Annotated in this window: 13 protein-coding genes and 1 pseudogene; 9 read left to right on the top strand and 5 right to left on the bottom strand. The window is 65.2% G+C overall.

Annotated elements, in window-relative coordinates; translation table 11 throughout:
* Window positions 1-11: 11 nt before the first annotated feature.
* From ACZ5R1_RS11880 to mgrA, 5 genes are all read left to right on the top strand, one after another.
* Window positions 12-263 carry an acetyl-CoA carboxylase gene (locus tag ACZ5R1_RS11880; protein ID WP_027599349.1) on the top strand — a complete coding sequence of 84 codons (252 nt, stop codon included), beginning with the start codon at window positions 12-14 and terminating at the stop codon, window positions 261-263.
* Window positions 260-1,633: an acetyl-CoA carboxylase biotin carboxylase subunit gene (locus ACZ5R1_RS11875; RefSeq protein ID WP_464712294.1), complete on the top strand. Its 1,374-nt coding sequence runs from the start codon at window positions 260-262 to the stop codon at window positions 1,631-1,633. The genes ACZ5R1_RS11880 and ACZ5R1_RS11875 overlap by 4 nt, the downstream gene beginning before the upstream one ends.
* Window positions 1,630-2,502, top strand: a complete 873-nt coding sequence (locus tag ACZ5R1_RS11870; protein ID WP_027602292.1) for a 5-oxoprolinase subunit B family protein — start codon at window positions 1,630-1,632, stop codon at window positions 2,500-2,502. The genes ACZ5R1_RS11875 and ACZ5R1_RS11870 overlap by 4 nt, the downstream gene beginning before the upstream one ends.
* On the top strand, window positions 2,499-3,473 hold the full coding sequence (locus ACZ5R1_RS11865; RefSeq protein WP_044341875.1) for a 5-oxoprolinase subunit C family protein: 975 nt from the start codon (window positions 2,499-2,501) through the stop codon (window positions 3,471-3,473). The genes ACZ5R1_RS11870 and ACZ5R1_RS11865 overlap by 4 nt, the downstream gene beginning before the upstream one ends.
* Window positions 3,474-4,006: 533 nt before the next feature.
* A complete protein-coding gene (gene mgrA / locus ACZ5R1_RS11860; RefSeq protein WP_007161728.1) occupies window positions 4,007-5,044 on the top strand; it encodes an L-glyceraldehyde 3-phosphate reductase in 1,038 nt (345 codons plus the stop codon).
* 92 nt (window positions 5,045-5,136) lie between these two features.
* Here the strand turns inward: mgrA and ACZ5R1_RS11855 are convergent, their stop codons facing one another.
* Window positions 5,137-6,051 (bottom strand): AraC family transcriptional regulator, encoded by a 915-nt coding sequence (locus tag ACZ5R1_RS11855; protein ID WP_464712293.1) that lies wholly within the window; start codon window positions 6,049-6,051, stop codon window positions 5,137-5,139.
* A gap of 248 nt (window positions 6,052-6,299) precedes the next feature.
* Here ACZ5R1_RS11855 and ACZ5R1_RS11850 point away from each other — a divergent pair.
* Together ACZ5R1_RS11850 and ACZ5R1_RS11845 are read left to right on the top strand one after the other, a co-directional pair.
* Window positions 6,300-7,607 (top strand): annotated as a pseudogene (locus ACZ5R1_RS11850) (ABC transporter substrate-binding protein).
* Between the two features lie 60 nt (window positions 7,608-7,667).
* A complete protein-coding gene (locus ACZ5R1_RS11845; RefSeq protein ID WP_077172817.1) occupies window positions 7,668-8,441 on the top strand; it encodes an L-iditol 2-dehydrogenase in 774 nt (257 codons plus the stop codon).
* 11 nt (window positions 8,442-8,452) lie between these two features.
* Here the strand turns inward: ACZ5R1_RS11845 and ACZ5R1_RS11840 are convergent, their stop codons facing one another.
* The 3 genes from ACZ5R1_RS11840 to ACZ5R1_RS11830 form a co-directional block, all read right to left on the bottom strand.
* Window positions 8,453-9,046, bottom strand: a complete 594-nt coding sequence (locus ACZ5R1_RS11840) for a DUF1349 domain-containing protein (protein WP_464712292.1) — start codon at window positions 9,044-9,046, stop codon at window positions 8,453-8,455.
* Window positions 9,047-9,598: 552 nt separating this feature from the next.
* On the bottom strand, window positions 9,599-10,543 hold the full coding sequence (locus ACZ5R1_RS11835; protein ID WP_017640218.1) for a DNA replication terminus site-binding protein: 945 nt from the start codon (window positions 10,541-10,543) through the stop codon (window positions 9,599-9,601).
* 94 nt (window positions 10,544-10,637) lie between these two features.
* A complete protein-coding gene (locus tag ACZ5R1_RS11830; protein WP_464712291.1) occupies window positions 10,638-12,215 on the bottom strand; it encodes an alkaline phosphatase D family protein in 1,578 nt (525 codons plus the stop codon).
* 204 nt (window positions 12,216-12,419) lie between these two features.
* Between ACZ5R1_RS11830 and ACZ5R1_RS11825 the strand changes: the two genes are divergently transcribed.
* Both ACZ5R1_RS11825 and ACZ5R1_RS11820 read left to right on the top strand, forming a co-directional pair.
* Complete coding sequence (locus tag ACZ5R1_RS11825; protein WP_464712290.1) at window positions 12,420-13,688, top strand: 3-phosphoshikimate 1-carboxyvinyltransferase; 1,269 nt, start codon at window positions 12,420-12,422, stop codon at window positions 13,686-13,688.
* A gap of 42 nt (window positions 13,689-13,730) precedes the next feature.
* On the top strand, window positions 13,731-16,802 hold the full coding sequence (locus ACZ5R1_RS11820; RefSeq protein ID WP_077172814.1) for a hybrid sensor histidine kinase/response regulator: 3,072 nt from the start codon (window positions 13,731-13,733) through the stop codon (window positions 16,800-16,802).
* On the opposite strand, the gene ACZ5R1_RS11815 is transcribed toward ACZ5R1_RS11820, so the two are convergent.
* The gene (locus tag ACZ5R1_RS11815; protein ID WP_037007914.1) at window positions 16,762-17,646 is read right to left on the bottom strand and encodes a helix-turn-helix domain-containing protein; all 885 of its coding nucleotides are present in this window, start codon (window positions 17,644-17,646) and stop codon (window positions 16,762-16,764) included. The genes ACZ5R1_RS11820 and ACZ5R1_RS11815 overlap by 41 nt on opposite strands.
* Window positions 17,647-17,703 lie beyond the last annotated feature (57 nt).

Raw genomic sequence — 17,703 nt, 5'->3', positions numbered from 1 at the left:
GAGGAATCGTCATGGCCGAACATTCGGTGCTCTCGCCCCTGCCCGGAACGTTCTATCGCAAACCCACGCCCGATGCGGCGCCCTATGTGGATGTCGGGGAAACCGTCACCGCCGGCACCGTGATCGGCCTGGTCGAGGTGATGAAGCAATTCTCCGAGGTTCACGCCGAGGTCGCCGGGACCCTGACGGCCTTTGCCGTCGAGGACGGGGATCCGGTCGAGCCGGGTCAGTTGCTGGCCACCCTGAACGGAGCCGCCTCGTGAATACGACAGGGGGCGGCATCCGCCGTCTGCTGGTGGCCAATCGCGGCGAGATCGCCGTCCGGATCCTGCGCGCCGCCAAGGCGCTGGACATCGAGACGGTACTGGCCTGCAGCGAGGCTGACCGGGATTCGCTGGCGGCGCGCCAGGCCGATGCCGTGGTGGTGATCGGCCCGGCGCGGGCGGATCGCAGCTACCTCAATATAGAGGCTCTGCTCACGGCCTTGCGAGACAGCGGCGCCGATGCGGTGCATCCCGGCTATGGCTTTCTGGCCGAGAACGCCGCCTTTGCCGATGCGGTGGAGGAGGCCGGTGCCGTATTCGTCGGCCCTTCGGGTGACATCATCCGCCGCATGGGCGACAAGGCCGAGGCGCGGCGCACCGCGCTGGCGGCTGGCGTCCCGGTGGTACCGGGCTCTGCCGGCGAACCGGCCGATATAGAGGCCGCCATAGCGGCAGCCGCGACGGTGGGCTATCCGCTGCTGATCAAGGCATCGGCCGGGGGAGGCGGCCGGGGCATCCGCCTGGCGCGCGACGCCGCCGAGCTGGCGCGGGAGTTTCCCATCGCCCAGCGTGAAGCCCAGACCGCCTTTGGCAGCGGCGCCCTCTATCTGGAGCGCTTCATCGAGCGCGCTCGGCATATAGAGGTGCAGATCCTTGGCGATGGCCAGCGCGCCGTACATCTGTTCGAGCGCGAATGCTCGCTGCAGCGGCGCCGGCAGAAGCTCCTGGAAGAGGCGCCATCGCCGGTCCTTACCGCTGCCCAGCGCGAGATTCTCTGCGCCAGCGCGGTACGCCTGGCCGAAAGCCTCGGCTATCGGGGCGCCGGCACCCTGGAATACCTGTTCGACGAAGCCCGCGGCGAGTTCTTCTTCATCGAGATGAACACCCGCATCCAGGTGGAGCATCCGGTCTCCGAGATGGTCACCGGCATCGATCTGGTCCAGGCCATGTTGCGCATCGCCGGAGGTGAACCCCTGGGGCTGCGCCAGGAAGACATCCATCTGCAGGGCGCCGCCATCGAGCTGAGACTCAACGCCGAAGATCCGGCGCGCAATTTCTTTCCCAGCCCCGGGACCGTCGAGCAGCTCGCCTGGCCGCAGGGTCCGGGCATCCGCGTCGACAGTCATCTCTATGCAGGCTACCGAGTGCCGCCTTATTACGACTCGCTGCTGGCCAAGCTCATCGCCCATGGCGCCGATCGCGGCGAGGCCCTGGCCCGTGCTCGCCAGGCGCTGGACCAGTTGCGTCTGACCGGCATGGCTACTACCGCCAGTCTGCATCGCCGCCTGCTGGACGAACCTTGGGTGATCGAAGCCCGCTTCGACACCGGTACCCTGGAACACTGGTTGGCCGAGGAGATTCCCGCATGACGACTGCGATCCGCTATAGCTTCGGCGGCGACGAGCACCTGTTCGTCGAATTGTCCGAAAGCATGTCCCTGGAGGCGTTTTTCCGTGGCCTGGCCATGACCCGTGCGGTGCAGGCGCTGCAACTGCCCGGCATCCACGACATCTGCCTGGCCAATGCCTCCTTCCAGATCCGCTTCGATCCCGATGTCCTGCCGCCCGACCGGCTGCTGGCCGCCGTCCAGGGCGTGGAAGACCAGGCGGTGGCCGAGCGCCAACTGGCCACGCGGCTGATCGAGATCCCGGTGCTCTACAACGACCCCTGGACCCACGAGACGCTGATGCGCTTTCGCGATCGCCACCAGGATCCGACCGCTACCGATCTGGAATACGCCGCCCGCATCAACGGCCTGGCCGATGTCGAGGCCTTCATCGAGGCCCACAGCGGCGCGCCCTGGTTCGTCTCCATGGTGGGCTTCGTCGCCGGATTGCCGTTCATGTTCCAGATGGTCGAGGCCGAGCGGCAGCTGCAGGTACCCAAGTACCTGCGACCCCGCACCGACACGCCCAAGCAGACCCTCGGCCACGGCGGCTGCTTCGGCTGCATCTACTCGGTACGAGGCGCCGGCGGCTACCAGATGTTCGGCGTGACGCCGGCGCCCATCTACGAGCCGGCCCAGCGCCTAGATTACCTGCAGGACCACATGGTGTTCTTCCGGCCCGGCGACATCGTCCGTTTCCGCGCCATCGACCGCGCCGAATACGACCGGATGCTGGCCGAGGTAGAGGAGGGTAGCTTCACCCTGAATATCCGTCCGGTGGACTTTTCCCTGGACGCCTTTCTCGACGATCCCCGTGGCTATCCGCGCACCCTGATGGAGGAGCCGGCATGATCAAGGTACTCAAACCCGGCCTGGCCACCTCGATCCAGGATCTCGGTCGCGAAGGCTACTACCACCTGGGCATCCCGCCGTCCGGGGCCATGGACAGCTACGCCTTGCGCGCAGCCAATCTGCTGGTGGGCAACACACCCGGCGCCGCCGCCCTGGAATGCACCTTGCTCGGCCCGGAGCTGCACTTTACCGAAGACGCCCTGGTCGCCCTGAGCGGCGCGCGCATGACGCCACGCCTGGACGGCGCCGAAATGCCACTGGACGAAGCCTTCAGCGTGCGCGCCGGCCAGGTGCTCAAGTTCGATTACCTCAAGGCTGGCGCCCGTGGCTATCTGGCCGTGGCGGGCGGTTTCGCCGTGCCCGAGGTGCTGGGCAGTCGCTCGACGTACACCTTGGGCGGCCTCGGTGGCTTCCAGGGTCGAAGGCTCGCCGCGGGCGACGAACTGACTGTCGGAAGCCCAGCGACAGGCGCCAAGGCTGGCATCCGGTTGCCAGTCGACCTGGTGCCGGCTTGCGGTGGCGAGGTGACCCTGCGTGTCGTGCCGGGGCTCTATCATCACCGGCTGACCGCAGACGCCGCCGAGGCCTTTTTCGCCGATACCTGGACAGTGGGCTCCGAAGCCGATCGCATCGGCTACAGATTCAAGGGCGGCCGGCCGTTGCAATTCACGCCGCGCGAACAACCCTTTGGCGCCGGCTCGGATCCGTCCAATATCGTCGACAGCTGTTATCCCATCGGCTCGATCCAGGTGCCGGCCGGCCTCGAACCCATCGTCCTGCACCGAGACGCCGTGTCGGGTGGCGGCTACGCCATGATCGGCACGGTCATCAGCAGCGACCTGGATCTGATCGGCCAGCTGCAGCCCAACCAGAAGGCGCGATTCGTGGCGGTAACCCTGGAAGACGCGCTGGCCGCACGGCGTGTGTACAAGGAGCGCCTGCAGCGACTGGAGCAGCTGTTGGCGAGCTAGGGACTCGATGGCAGCCGGTGATCAGTCGAGAGATCCTGAAGGCGTCGTTCGCAACGGACGCGTTTTCAGGATCGTCATGCAAGGAGATCCTGATCGCTGATCAACAGGGCCAGGGTAGGGAAGCCGGAGTCGAAGCAGGTGGCCGAATCAGGGATAAGGTTAAAGACTGGAGGGGATGGCAAAGGGCAGTTGTCAGTCTAGGCCCATATCCAATTTAACATAATATACATTATGCGAAGTTGTGGTTATGGAGCGCTGCACCGAGTGTCTGCCTTTTCACGCTGGCGGCTTTCTGAAATCCGCTACCGCCTTGCCAGTTTGCCAGACATGACTGCTTCAGGGATTCAGATCGCCGCTTACCGCACACCTGCAGCGCAAATTCCGCAGCGGCCGTTTGTACAAGCTGGCGCCGACAGCTTTAATCGGATGGCGTCCGTTCCCGGAGCTCTTTCCCGATGGTCGCGCCTCCGCCTGTGTCACCACGCGCGAATGTCCTGGGTTTCCAACAAGTATTCCATCCCGAGGAGTTTTGAATGGCTTATCAAGCCGCTTCCGATCGCTACGACCGTATTCCTTACCGCCGCGTGGGTCGCAGCGGGCTCGTGCTGCCGGCGCTGTCGCTGGGCCTCTGGCACAACTTCGGCGATACCACGCCACTGGATCGTCAGCGCGCCTTGCTGCGCACCGCCTTCGATCTGGGCATCAATCATTTCGACCTGGCCAACAATTACGGGCCGCCCTATGGCAGCGCCGAGATCAATTTCGGTCGGCTGCTGCGCGAAGATTTCGCCGCCTACCGCGATGAACTCATCATCTCCAGCAAGGCCGGCTGGGACATGTGGCCCGGGCCCTATGGCCAAGGTGGCGGCTCGCGCAAATACGTGCTGGCCAGCCTGGACCAGAGCCTCAAGCGCCTGGGCCTGGATTACGTCGACATCTTCTATTCGCACCGTTTCGACGAACACACGCCACTGGAGGAAACCGCCAGCGCCCTGGCCACCGCGGTCCAGCAAGGCAAGGCGCTCTATATCGGCATCAGCTCCTATTCGGGGACCAAGACCCGGGAAATGGCCAAGCTGTTGGCCGACTGGAAGATCCCGCTGCTGATCCACCAGCCGGCCTACAACCTGCTCAATCGCTGGATCGAAAAGGATCTGCTGGATGCGACCGAGGAAATCGGCAGCGGCGTGATCGCCTTTACGCCACTGGCCCAGGGCTTGCTGACCGACAAGTACCTCAATGGCGTTCCGGCCGAAGCCCGGGTCAATCAGCCCGGTGGCCAGTCGCTGCAGCAAGGCCATCTGTCTGCCGAGAACCTGGCCCGGGTCCGCGCCCTGGATGCCATCGCCAAGCGCCGCGGCCAGAGTCTGGCGCAGCTGGCCCTGGCCTGGACCCTGCGCGATCCGCGCATCACCAGCGCCCTGATCGGCGCCAGTCGGCCCGAACAGATCGTGGAAAACGTCGCGGCCCTAGACAACCTGAGCTTTACCGCCGAGGAACTGGCCGAGATCGACACCCATGCGGTCGAAGGCGACATCAACCTCTGGGCCAAGCCGTCCAGCGCGGAATAAGGCTGTGTTCGGCGTATCTGGCGCTCCAGGGCCAGGTACGCCTACCTCTATGAGCGCCTACCGGCCCAGGGCATGACCACCCTCGCCCGCCCTCACCCATGCGGCTGCTGACGCCGGGTTCCGATCTGCTCCTGGCGATACTGACTGGGCGTCCGTCCGGTCTCGTTGCGGAAATGCCGGTTGAAATTGGACAGATTGGAATAGCCCACCTCGAAACAGATGGCGGCGATGGACAGCTCCGCCTGCAGCAGCAGCCGACAGGCCCGCTGGATGCGCAGCTTGCGCGCCAGTTCGATGAAACCGTGGCCAGTGACCTTCTTGAAAAAGCGTGAAAACCCCGCCTCACTCATGCCGACGCGCCTGGCGATCACCGGCAGTCGGATATCCTCGGTGAGTTCGCTCAGCAGATAGTCGAAGGCCTGATGTACCCGTGCGGAACTGCGGGCATCCAGCGCCGGCGCATAACAGGCACTGGCCAGGACGAGCCTCTCGCTTCCCGGCGCCCGGGACAGTAAGCCCAGCAAGGCGAACAGCCTGAGTAGCCGCTCGGCGCCCTGGGCCTGGCCGATCGCCTCGATCAAGGCAGCCGCTTCGCGGGCCGTGTCGCCGCTGAACTCCAGCCCGCGTCGGGCCTGCTCAAGCAACGGCAGATAACCGCCCAGTTCCGGCGCCACGGCGCTCAGCGAGCGCAACAGTTCGCCGTTGAACTGGATGACCACGTCACGGCCAGCGAGCACCTCGCCGGGTGGTAGATCACCGATCCAGTCGTGCGGTAGATCCGGCCCGATCATGGCCACATGACCTGCGGCAAAGGGCCCGACATAGTCGCCGGCCAGCAGCCGGCCGCTGCCTTGGCGGATCAGGTGGATCTCGTATTCCGGATGATGATTCCAGCGCGCCAAGGCGTAGGGATAGTCGTGCTCGTACCAGCGAAAGCTCTGGTCGGGCGCGGCGAAGATCACTTCCAGCTCTGCCGGCCGCGCCTCGAGGAAGGCGGTCGCCTTCATGATGCACCTCTGCTTGTTCTTGTAGGCCCGCACCGGCCGGCCTGGCTATCGATGCTTTTTTGACATCGGTGCGCTCGGCGATCCAGGTCAAAAATGTATCGGTAATCGGTCAGTGCCAGGTTAGCCAGCGGCTTGGCCCTGCTGTTGTAATCCTCTCCAGCTGCGCTGTCGAGATCAGATTTATATCGGCGGCCAGTCATTCATAACAACAACAAGCTGCCCGTTGTGGCAGTCACGGAGAGAAGAAGATGAAGCGCCCTATCGCCTTGCTGCTGTTGGCCGGTCTCGGGTTGACCGGTGTTGCCCAGGCCGTCGAATCGGTCACCGTTGCCACCGTCAACAACAGCGACATGGTGCGCATGCAGCGGCTGTCCCAGGTGTTCGAACAACGGCACCCCGACATCAAGCTCAACTGGGTGGTGCTCGAAGAAAACGTGCTGCGGCAGCGGCTGACCACCGACATCACTACCGGTGGTGGCCAATTCGATGTCCTGACCATCGGCACCTACGAAACCCCGCTCTGGGGGGCCAAGAACTGGCTGGAGCCGCTCGACAACCTGCCTGCCAGCTATGACGTCGAAGACATCTTCCCGGCGGTCCGCCAGGGGCTGTCGGTCAACAACCATCTCTATGCCCTGCCGTTCTATGGCGAAAGCACCGTCACCTACTACCGCAAGGACCTGTTCAAGGCCGCCGGCCTGCAGATGCCCGACAAGCCGACCTGGTCGCAACTCGCCGCGTTCGCCAGCAAGCTCAACCAGCCGGACAAGGAGCAATACGGCCTCTGCCTGAGGGGCAAGGCCGGCTGGGGGGAAAACGTCGCGCTGCTCAGCCTGATGGGCAACGCCTTCGGCGCGCGCTGGTTCGACGAGCAGTGGCACCCCGAATTGACGAGTCCCGAGTGGACGGCAGCGGCCAACTTCTATGTCGACAACATGAAGAAGTACGGCCCGCCCGGGGCTTCCAGCAACGGTTTCAACGAGAACCTGGCCCTGTTCAACAGCGGCAAGTGCGCGCTCTGGGTGGATGCCAGCGTCGCCGGTTCCTTCACCACCGACAAGAGCCAGAGCAAGGTGGCGGACGAGGTCGGCTTCGCCGCCTCGCCCCATGAGGTCACCGACAAGGGCTCGTCCTGGCTGTATGCCTGGTCGCTGGCGATCCCGGCGAGCGCCAAGCACAAGGAGGCGGCCAAGACCTTCATCACATGGGCGACTTCCAAGGAATACATCCAGCTGGTGGCCGAGCAGGACGGCATCTCCAACGTCCCGCCGGGCACTCGCTAGTCCACCTACAGCCAGGCCTACCTGAGCGCTGCGCCCTTCGCCAAGATCACCCTGGAAATGATGCAGCACGCCGACCCGGCCCATCCCTCGGCCAAGCAGGTGCCCTACGTCGGCATCCAGTACGTGACCATTCCCGAATTCCAGGCCATCGGCACCTCGGTCGGCAAGCTGTTCTCGGCTGCCCTCACCGGCCAGATGAGCGTCGAACAGGCCCTCAACGCGGCCCAGACCTCGACGACCCGCGAGATGAAACGCGCGGGCTATCTCAAGTAATCCCTTTCTACCCCAAGAAGCCGACCGCGCGGTCGGCTTCTCTCGATTGGAGCCAAGACCATGAACAGACTGGAAGGAAAAAGCACCCTGATCACCGGCGCCGCGCGCGGGATCGGCAAGGCCTTCGCCCAGGCCTACCTCAGGGAAGGCGCGACGGTGGCCATCGCCGACATCAACATCGAAAGAGCCCGCGAAACGGCCGAGGAACTGGGCGAGCGTGCCTACGCCCTGGCCATGGACGTCACCGACCAGGCCTCCATCGACACGGCCATCGCCCAAGTGGTCGCTACTGCCGGCAAGCTCGACATCCTGGTCAACAATGCCGCCCTGTTCGACTTGGCACCCATCGTCGAGATCTCGCGGGCAAGCTATGACCGGCTGTTCGCCATCAACGTGGCAGGTCCCCTGTTCACCCTGCAGGCCGCTGCCCGGCAGATGATCGCCCAGGGGCATGGCGGCAAGATCATCAACATGGCCAGTCAGGCCGGTCGCCGCGGCGAAGCCCTGGTGGCCGTCTATTGCGCGACCAAGGCGGCGGTGATCAGCCTGACCCAGTCGGCCGGCCTCGACCTCATCAAGCACCGCATCAACGTCAATGCCATCGCCCCGGGCGTGGTCGATGGCGAGCATTGGGAAGGTGTGGACGCCCTCTTCGCCCATTACGAGCAACGACCGCTGGGCGAGAAGAAGCGCCTGGTCGGCGAAGCCGTGCCCTACGGCCGGATGGGAACCGCCGAGGACCTGGTCGGCATGGCGCTGTTCCTGGCGTCCAGTGACAGCGACTTCGTGGTGGCCCAGACCTACAACGTCGACGGCGGCAACTGGATGAGCTGATCGCCGCGCGGTCAGCTCAGGTCGTGCAGTTCCTTGACGATCGCCGGCCCGATCTGCAGGTCGGCAAAGCTGACCTCCAGGCCCTCGCGCTGCGGCGAACAGCAATAGGGCCCGACCTGCAGCGCCGCGCCCTCTTCGCTCGCGAAGCGGCACAGCCGCAACAGCGGCCAGGTCTGGCCATCCAGGGAATACTGGAGGCGCAGCACCTCGGCGTGTAGCGTCATGCGCAGCCAGAATCCCCTGACCGCATCCGGCATCGGCCCGAGGGCCCAGTCGGAATGCCCCAGGGTGAGGACGCTGCCCAGATGGGCGATGCCATCGTTGATCTCGAGCCCGGTCTTGTACCAGCGCTCGCTGCCCTGCCGCACCATCAGGCCGGCCTGGTCGTACAGCTCGGTAAAGGTCCCGGTGATCCGCACCTGCACGGTGAAGTCCGCGCCGGCCGCATAACCCCGGAAATGTCCGCTGTCACGTTCGAAGCCGTATTGGGTCTTCTGCCAGAAGTCGGTCTCGCGATCGGTGCTGATATGCAGCAGGCCGTCCGTATCGGACCAGCGCGTCGGCTCGTTCAGCCAATGGGCAGGCAGGGTCTTCGCAAGGGTCATGACAGGTATCCATGGCGGATGGGCTGCGCTCACGATAGATCACGGATGCCCGATGCGCCAAAGCCAGACGGTAAATCGTACTGCGAGGACCACGAGCAGAGTGCTGAGCGCTGTGCCAGGGGCCATTACCTGCCCTCCAGCGACTTTTTTGCAGGCATGAAAAAAGGGAGCCCTGAGGCTCCCCTGTTCAAGTACGTCTGCTGTCCTCTTGTTTTTGTTGTCGGACGTCGACGTCATCGATCTTTAGTACGCCCCACCAACGAGGTGGGAAGTGAACAGATTACTTTGGTTGCTCTGGAGCGTTCCAAAATGATCGGTTCGCGAGCCTTGGCCGTCTTGTTCTTGTTGTGGGCGGTTAGCGGCGCATCTTGTTGTTCTTGTGCCAGTAATAAAGCACTCGCCGTGCCAACATTCATAAGTCGTTGAAAATCCTGGGTTTCTCTGATTCGAGGCTGGTGTGCAGGCAACTGTTGCGGAGGATTTCGTTACCTTTTCACTCGGCCATGAAGGATCTGGTTACGACATCCACCCGCTCGGTAACGTCATCGGGGCTCAGCGACTGTAGGTCGAGCGCTTGAGCGTAGCCTCGTTGTTGCGCTGGGCGGCGGGCCGTTCCGGGTTATCGGTGGGCAGGTACAGCAACCGCGTGGCCAGCACCTCGCGACGCGGCTTGATGTCGGGTCGCAGTGCCCCGCGCTGAGTCCGGTCGAAGTCGCGCAGATCGACGACCTGCATGCCGTCCTGAGCCGGTACCACGAACACCGGCAGGTTCGCGTGGATCATGGCGTCATAGCGACTCTCCTCGCCGAACCAGAGCATCGCCCGCGGATGCGGTGCGATCTTCTTGTGGCGGACCAGGATGTCATCGTCCGCCATGCGATTGAGTGCCTGGTGTTCCTGCCATTCCGGAGTGCGATCCAGAGCGATCCGCTCCCGGTCGGCGCGGGCCATGGCCAGGGTCTTGAGTTGCTCGCGCACCTTGGCCACCTTGACCCGCTCTCCTCCCGCGGTATGCCCGGCCCAGGTAAAGGTCAGCTGCCGGACCGGATCGGGAAAGCCATGCACCTTGCGGATCAGCTGCTTGGTATTGAAGGCGCCCCCCAGGGCCTTGCGCATGATCCGGGGCCGCGCCTCCGGCGCCAGCTCCAGCTCCAGGCGTGTCTGCTCGATCGCCGCGCTGAAGGCGGCCTTGCAGGTATTGATGGCCAGGATCTCCTCCATCAGCGGCTCGGCCAGGGCGATATAACCGGGCAGTCGGCTGACCGTACCCGGTGCCTGGCCGGGTTGCAGGTGAAAGGCCAGCAAGGCATCGCGGGTGAGTTCCACCGCGGCGCTGCCCTCGAAGGACTCCGCCGCGATGTGGTCAGGCACCCGCTGCTGGGCCAGCAGCGGCAGCCGCCAGACCCGGGCAGCTATCACCTTCCCGGGCCAGCGTTCATTGAAGATGGCGATGCTCCGCTTGAGGTCTTCGAACGCGCTCTTGATGTCTTCGTGCATGGCCAACTCCAACCTGATATCTACCAGATTGTAGCATTTACAAGAACTTGGGCCTCTTCTTGATAGCTGTGCAGAGGATCATCACTAACTGTATTTATGCTATAGGGGTGGTATTGCTATTTAGGGGCTGTAGCTTCTGGGTAAATTGCGGACGGCCGTCCTGATCCCTGAGGGTGACCTGCAATTCGGCGGTCTTGCCGTCGATCTCCACCTCCCCGAAGAATTGAAAGTTGCTCAGCGGTGAGGTGTTGGCCTGGGGCGGCGCCTTCTGGAACACCACCTCGGGCCCGAAGGTGGCATCCAGCGGGTTGGGACCGAAGCTGCCGGCGTTCAGCGGCCCCGCCACGAATTCCCAGAAGGGTTCGAAATCCTGGAAGGCCGCCCTGTCCGGGTGATAGTGGTGCGCGGCGCAGTAATGCACGTCCGCGGTAAGCCAGACGGTGTTGCGGATCCCCTGCCGGGCGATGAAGCGCAGCAGGTCGGCCGTTTCCAGCTCGCGCCCCTTGGGGGCTCCGGGATCGCCGTTGGCGATCGCCTCCCAGCGCGCCTGGCCCTGCGCGTCCTTGCCATCCGGGACCTGCAGCCCGATGGGCATATCGGCCGCGATCACCTTCCAGGTCGCCTTGGACGCCTGCAGCTCCTTCTTCAGCCAGTCGAGTTGCTCCTGACCCAGAAAGGCGCCCTGACCGCCCTCCTCGCTACCCAGGTTGCTGTCGTTGCCGGCGCGATAGCTGCGCATGTCCAGCACGAAGACATCCAGCAGGGGGCCATAGGCGATCCGTCGATAGATGCGCCCTGCCCCGTCGGCCGAGACGCCCCGCATGGGCGCGTATTCCAGGAAGGCCTGGCGGGCCCGACCGCTCAGGACATTGATGTCCTTGACCTGGTAGCGATCGTCCAGCGTCTTGCTCGGCGACCAGTTGTTGGTGGTCTCGTGGTCGTCCCACTGCCACACCTGGGGCACCTCGGCGTTGAATCTCTTGAGGTGGGCGTCCATCAGGTTGTAACGATAGTTGCCGCGGAATTCGTCCAGGGTTTCCGCCACCTTGCTCTTGGCCTCGGTGGTGAGGTTGCGCCAGATGCGGCCCTCTTCCACCGTCAGCTGGGCCGGGACCGGGCCGTCGGCATAGATGGTGTCGCCACTGTGCAGGAAGAAGTCCGGCCGCCGCTCGCGCATGGCGTTGTAGATGCGCATGCCACCGATGTCGGGATTGATGCCAAAGCCCTGCCCCACGGTGTCGCCGCCCCAGACGAAGCGGATATCGCCGCGCTGGCTGGGCGCCGAGCGCAGGTGGCCGATGACGGGCTCGCTGAGCGTGCCGCTGTCTACGTCCTCGAAGCGCACGCGGTAGAAGATGCGCTGATCGGCCGGCAGCCCGGCCAGGTCGATGCGGGCCGTGTAGTCCTGGGCCGCCGTGGTGACGGGACCCGTCGCCTTGCGCAGGGAGCGAAAGCTCTCCTGGGTATCCCACTCCACCAGCATCCGCGCCGGACGATCCGTCCGACTCCAGATCAGCGCCTGCCCGCCGGTGACATCCCCCGCCTGGACCCCATCAGGTATTCCCGGGCGCCCTGCCGGTGCGGCCCAGGTTCGCTGGCCCAGGGCGGGCAACAGCAGCGTGGCACCCAGGCCTTGCAGAACGCGACGACGATCGGGACGGATAAGGGACATGGCAACGGCCTCTGGCGGAAAAAGGCTAGCACTACCCCGCCTTGATGACCTGTTCGTGACAATAGAGGTATCAGGTGAAAGCCACGGTCCCTATAGGGGTGGTATTAAAGTACGGGTGCTTTGGCCTGGGCGGTCTGAAATGGCATCATGGCGCCCCCATTACGATCCGCCGTTGTGGCCGTCGCGAAGTTGCTTGGAGCCCCCATGTCCGCCAGACCCTACATCACCGTCACCCCGCCCAACGTCGCGCTACATGGACGGGTCGCCCCACCCGGTTCCAAGTCCATCACCAACCGCGCCCTGCTGCTGGCAGCGCTGGCCAAGGGCACCAGCCGCCTGACCGGCGCTCTCAAGAGCGATGACACCCGGCACATGTCCGAGGCGCTGCGGCAGATGGGTGTCACCGTCGACGAACCCGACGCCACTACCTTCGTGGTGACCAGCTCCGGGCGCCTGCAGCAACCGAAAGCACCGCTGTTTCTCGGCAATGCCGGCACGGCGGTGCGCTTCCTGACCGCGGCGGTGGCCACCGTTGACGGCGCCGTCACCCTGACCGGTGACACCTATATGCAGAAGCGGCCGATCGGTCCCCTGCTGGAGACCCTGAGCGCCAATGGCATCCAGGTGGAGGCGCCGAGCGGCTGCCCGCCGGTGACCGTTACCGGCCAGGGCCGTCTCACCGCGCGCCGCTTCGAGGTGGATGCCGGCCTGTCCAGCCAGTACGTCTCCGCCCTGCTGATGCTGGCCGCGCTCGGCAGCGAACCGGTGGACGTCGCCCTGCGCGGCAGCGACATCGGTGCCCGCGGCTATGTCGACCTGACCGTCGAGGCGATGCGCGCCTTCGGCGCCCAGGTCGAGCAGCTGGACGCCGCCACCTGGCGGGTCGCCCCGACCGGCTACGTCGCACGGGACTACTTCATCGAGCCGGACGCCTCCGCCGCCACCTATCTCTGGGCAGCCCAGGCTCTCACCGGCGGAACCATCGACCTGGGGGTGGCCGACGACGCCTTTACCCAGCCCGATGCCAAGGCCCTCGACCACATCGCCGCCTTCCCTCGGCTGCCGGCGGTCATCGACGGCTCGCAGATGCAGGATGCCATTCCTACCCTGGCGGTCCTGGCAGCCTTCAACGAAACCCCCGTGCGCTTCGTGGGCCTGGCCAATCTGCGCGTGAAGGAATGCGACCGGGTGGCGGCCCTGCACGACGGCCTCAACGCCATTCGCGCCGGTCTCGCCAGCGTCGAGGGTGACGACCTGCTGGTGGCGGCCGATCCTGCCCTGGCCGGTACCCGGACCGATGCCGTGATCGAGACCCACGCCGACCACCGGATCGCCATGTGCTTCGCCCTGGCCGGCCTGAGGGTGGCAGGCATCCGCATTCTGGACCCCGAATGCGTCGGCAAGACCTATCCTGAGTACTGGAATGCCCTGCGCAGTTTGAACGTCCAGCTGAGCGAGGGTATCGAAGCCTAGGTAACGCCCGTCACACGCCCGCTCGCTGAATGGAATCCACGCATGTCGACCTCTCTGCTCGAACAGCAGGCGCTTTTGCAGTTGACCTCCCACGCTCTGGTCATCACCGACCGCGACGGGTGCATCGAGCGTTGGAACCGCGGGGCCGAACTGCTGTGTGGCTGGCCGGCCAGCGAAGCCCGGGGCCAGCGCTTCGCTGATCTGCTGACGTCGGGTCGGGACGCCGCCTTCCTGACCACCGCCCTGCATCAGGCGCTGGTCGACGAGCACGGCCAGGGCGCCGGCTGGATCACGGTGCAGGGCGGTACGCCACGCTGGGTGGAGATCGCCACTACCGCTCTGAAGGACGCCGAGGACCCGCTCGGCTTCGTACATGTGCTGCAGGACAGGACCGATCAGCTGATAGCCGAGGAGCGGGTGCGACTGGCCCAGGAGGTCGGGCGCGTCGGTACCTTCGAGCTGTTACCCGGCGAGGCCCGACTGCTGGTGTCCTCGGGGTTCTGCCAGCTGTGGGGCTTGCCGGTCCGCCGCAGCTATCCCCTGGAAGAGCTGATCCGGCAGCTGCATCCCGACGACGTCTCCAGCCTGCGAACCCTGACCGCGGCGCCGGACGACGACGCCCTCGACTATCTCGAATACCGCATTCGCCGTGCCGACACCGGCGAGGAGCGCTGGCTCGGTCGACGCGGCCAGCTGATGACCAGCCAGGGCGGCGGCCGCTATCTGGGCGTGTGCTACGACATCACCGAGCGCAAGCTCAACGAAGCCGCCATCACCGAACGCGATCTCTGGCTGCAGGAGCTGTACCACGGCATGCGCGAGGGCTTCTACATGGCCCAGGCGATCCGCGATGCCGCTGGCCGGATGGAGGATTTCCGTTTCCTGGAGGTCAATCCGGTCTTCGCCACCCTCACCGGCATCCCCCTGGATCAGGTCCTGGGGCGGACGCTGCGCGAATCCCTGCCGCAGCTGGAAGCCGATCTGCTGCCCGCCTATGTCGACTTCATGAACGGCGATGCCGAATTCACCCAGTTCGACATCCTGCTGCACCTGCAGCATGAACACTGGTACGAGGTGCGCGCCCACAAGCTGCCGGGCGACCGTTTCGCGGTATTGTTCATCGACATCAGCAATCATCGCCGCCAGGCTCAGGAGCTGGCCCGCAACGAGGCGCAGCTGCGCGCCATCATCAACTCCATCGACCAGATGGTCTGGGCCACCCGCCCCGATGGCCACCACTTCTATTTCAACAACCGCTGGTACGAGTTCACCGGAGTGCCGGAAGGCTCCACGGAGGGCGAAGGCTGGGCCAACGTCTTCCACCCGGACGACCAGGAGCGCACCTGGAAGGTCTGGCACCACAGCCTCAGCACCGGCGAGCCCTACCACATCGAATACCGCCTGCGGCATCGCTCCGGGCGCTACCGCTGGGTGCTCGGCCGGGCGCAACCGGTGCGTGACGCCAAGGGCCGCATCGAGCAATGGTTCGGCACCTGCACCGATATCCAGAGCATCGTCGATGCGCGGGAGGTCCTCACCCGTTCGCGCCAGGAGCTGGAGCAACAGATCGAACTGCGCACCCGCGAGCGTGACCGGATGTGGCGCATCAGCCATGACCTCATGGTGATCTGCCGCGCCGATGGCGAGGTAAAGACGGTTAACAGCGCCGCTACCCGCCTGCTGGGACGGCGTGAGACCGATCTGGCCAGCATCCAGCTCACTGAACTCATCCATCCCGACGATCAGCGCCAGGTCTTCGATACCCTGCGCAGCCTGGGCCGCCAGCAGGGCTCGGCCAATCTCAGGGCGCGGTTGCGTGGCCGCGATGGCAGCTATCGCATCCTCGACTGGACCGCCAGCGCCGAAGACGAGCTGATCTACGCCGTGGGGCGCGACGTCACCGAGCAGCAGGAGCTGCAGGAGCAGTTGCGCCAGGCGCAGAAGATGGAAGCTGTGGGTCAGCTCACCGGTGGCATCGCCCACGACTTCAACAATCTGCTGACCGGCATCATGGGCAGTCTCGACATGCTGCAGCGGCACCAGAAGGCCGGTCGCCAGGACAAATTCGACCAGTATCTGCACTCGGCGCTGACCTCCGCCCAGCGCGCGGCCGCCCTCACCCAGCGGTTGCTGGCCTTTTCCCGGCGCCAGGCGCTGGATCTGCAGCCCATTCACGTCAACGACTGCGTGCGCTCCATGGAGGAGCTGCTGCTACGCAGTCTGCGCGGCGATATCGTCCTGCAGCTCGAGCTGGACGCCGGACTCTGGCAGGCGCTCACCGATGCCCACCAACTGGAAAGCGCCCTGCTCAATCTGGTCATCAATGCCCGCGATGCCCTGCCCCATGGCGGCACCGTCCGCATCGAGACGCGCAATGTCTATCTCAGCGACAGTGGCAATGGCCTGGACGCCGTGAGCGCCGGTGACTACGTGGCGCTGCTGGTGGCGGACAACGGCACCGGGATGCCGCCCGAGGTCATGGCACGCGCCTTCGACCCCTTCTTCACCACCAAACCCATCGGCCAGGGCACCGGCCTGGGGCTGTCGATGATCTACGGCTACGCCAAGCAGTCCAAGGGGCATGTCCGGCTCGATTCCCTGCCCGGCCAGGGCACAACCGTGGGCCTCTACCTGCCCCGCTACCTGGGCGCCGATGTGGAACCGCCGCGGCTAGCCTCCCCTACGGTCACCGCTCATAGCGCCGGCAAGACCGTGCTGGTGGTGGAAGACGAACCCGTGGTCCGGCAGATGGTGGTGGATCTGTTGCGCGAACTGGGCTACGCGACCCTGCAGGCCGAAGACGCGCGCAGCGCGCTGCCGTTGCTGGAAAGCGGCCGCCCCATCGACCTGCTGCTATCCGATGTCGGCCTGCCGGGCATGAACGGTCGCCAGCTGGCCGAGATCGCGCGGCAGCGCCGGCCCGGTCTCAAGGTACTGTTCGCCACCGGCTATGCCGAGGGGGCCCACCTGGAAGGCTATCTCGACCCCGGCATGACCCTGATCACCAAGCCCTTCAATCTCGACGCCCTGGCCACGCGCGTCGGCGAAACCCTGGCAGCCGATCCCCTGCCCCTCAGCTCGGCGGTTGTTGGCCCGCAAGACGGCGATAACTGAGCGGACTCTGGCCGGTGCCGCGGCGGAAAAAGCGGGCGAAGTAGGCCGGATCGGCAAAGCCCAGGGCATCGGCGATCTCGCCCACCGATGCCTGGGTGTAGGTCAGGGTGCGGCGCGCCTCCAGCAGCAGGCGCTGGTGCACGATGGCCAGCGCCGAGGCTCCGGCCAGCTGCCGGCAGAGGCCGTTCAGGTGTACTCCCGAGATCCCGAGCGCCGCCGCGTAGCGCCCCAGGCTCCAGTGCTCGCGATAGTGCTGCTCCACCAGCGCCAGAAAGCGTCCCAGGTGCTGTTCGGCGCGTCGTGGCAGGGTCGCGCCCTGTTCGGGCCGATGCTGCCGCAACAGCCAGATCGCCAGGCTGTCGAGCAGGGCTTCGAGCATGACCTCGCGACCCGGCTTGTGGCCCTCGTATTCGGCGACGAGCTGACCGATCAACTGGTCGATCCAGGGGGCGTCGGGTCCGCTCAGGTCCAGGCACCCGGCGGCCAGGAACAGTCCCTGCCCGGCTCTCTGGCAGCGCTGCTTCAGGCGCTCCAGCTGAGGCACCGGCAGGGTGACCACGAAGCCCTCCACCGAAGGCTCGAATTCGAAGGCATGCACGCACAACACCGGCAGCACCACCAGCAGCGGCCCGGTCCTTTCGCCCTGCCAGTCTTCCAGCTGCAGGCGCACCCCGCCCTGGCGCACATAGAGCAGCTGCGCGAGATCCGCATGACGATGGGTTTCGATATGCCAGGCATGCAGCCGACTGCGACTCTCGATGGTTTCGCAGTGCAGCAGGTCCGGCGCTGGCCAAGCCTGGGCCTCGCCATACAGCTTGAAGATGGGTGGCAAGGCAGTGGTCATCGTCAGTCCTTGGGCGATAGCCGCACGAATCATTGAAAAGTACCAGAAAGTATCGCA

The sequence above is a fragment of the Pseudomonas sp. Pso3 genome (assembly GCF_055393275.1).
The sequence above is the reverse complement of the archived record's forward strand: the minus strand, read 5'-3'. Positions and strand labels throughout refer to the sequence as shown.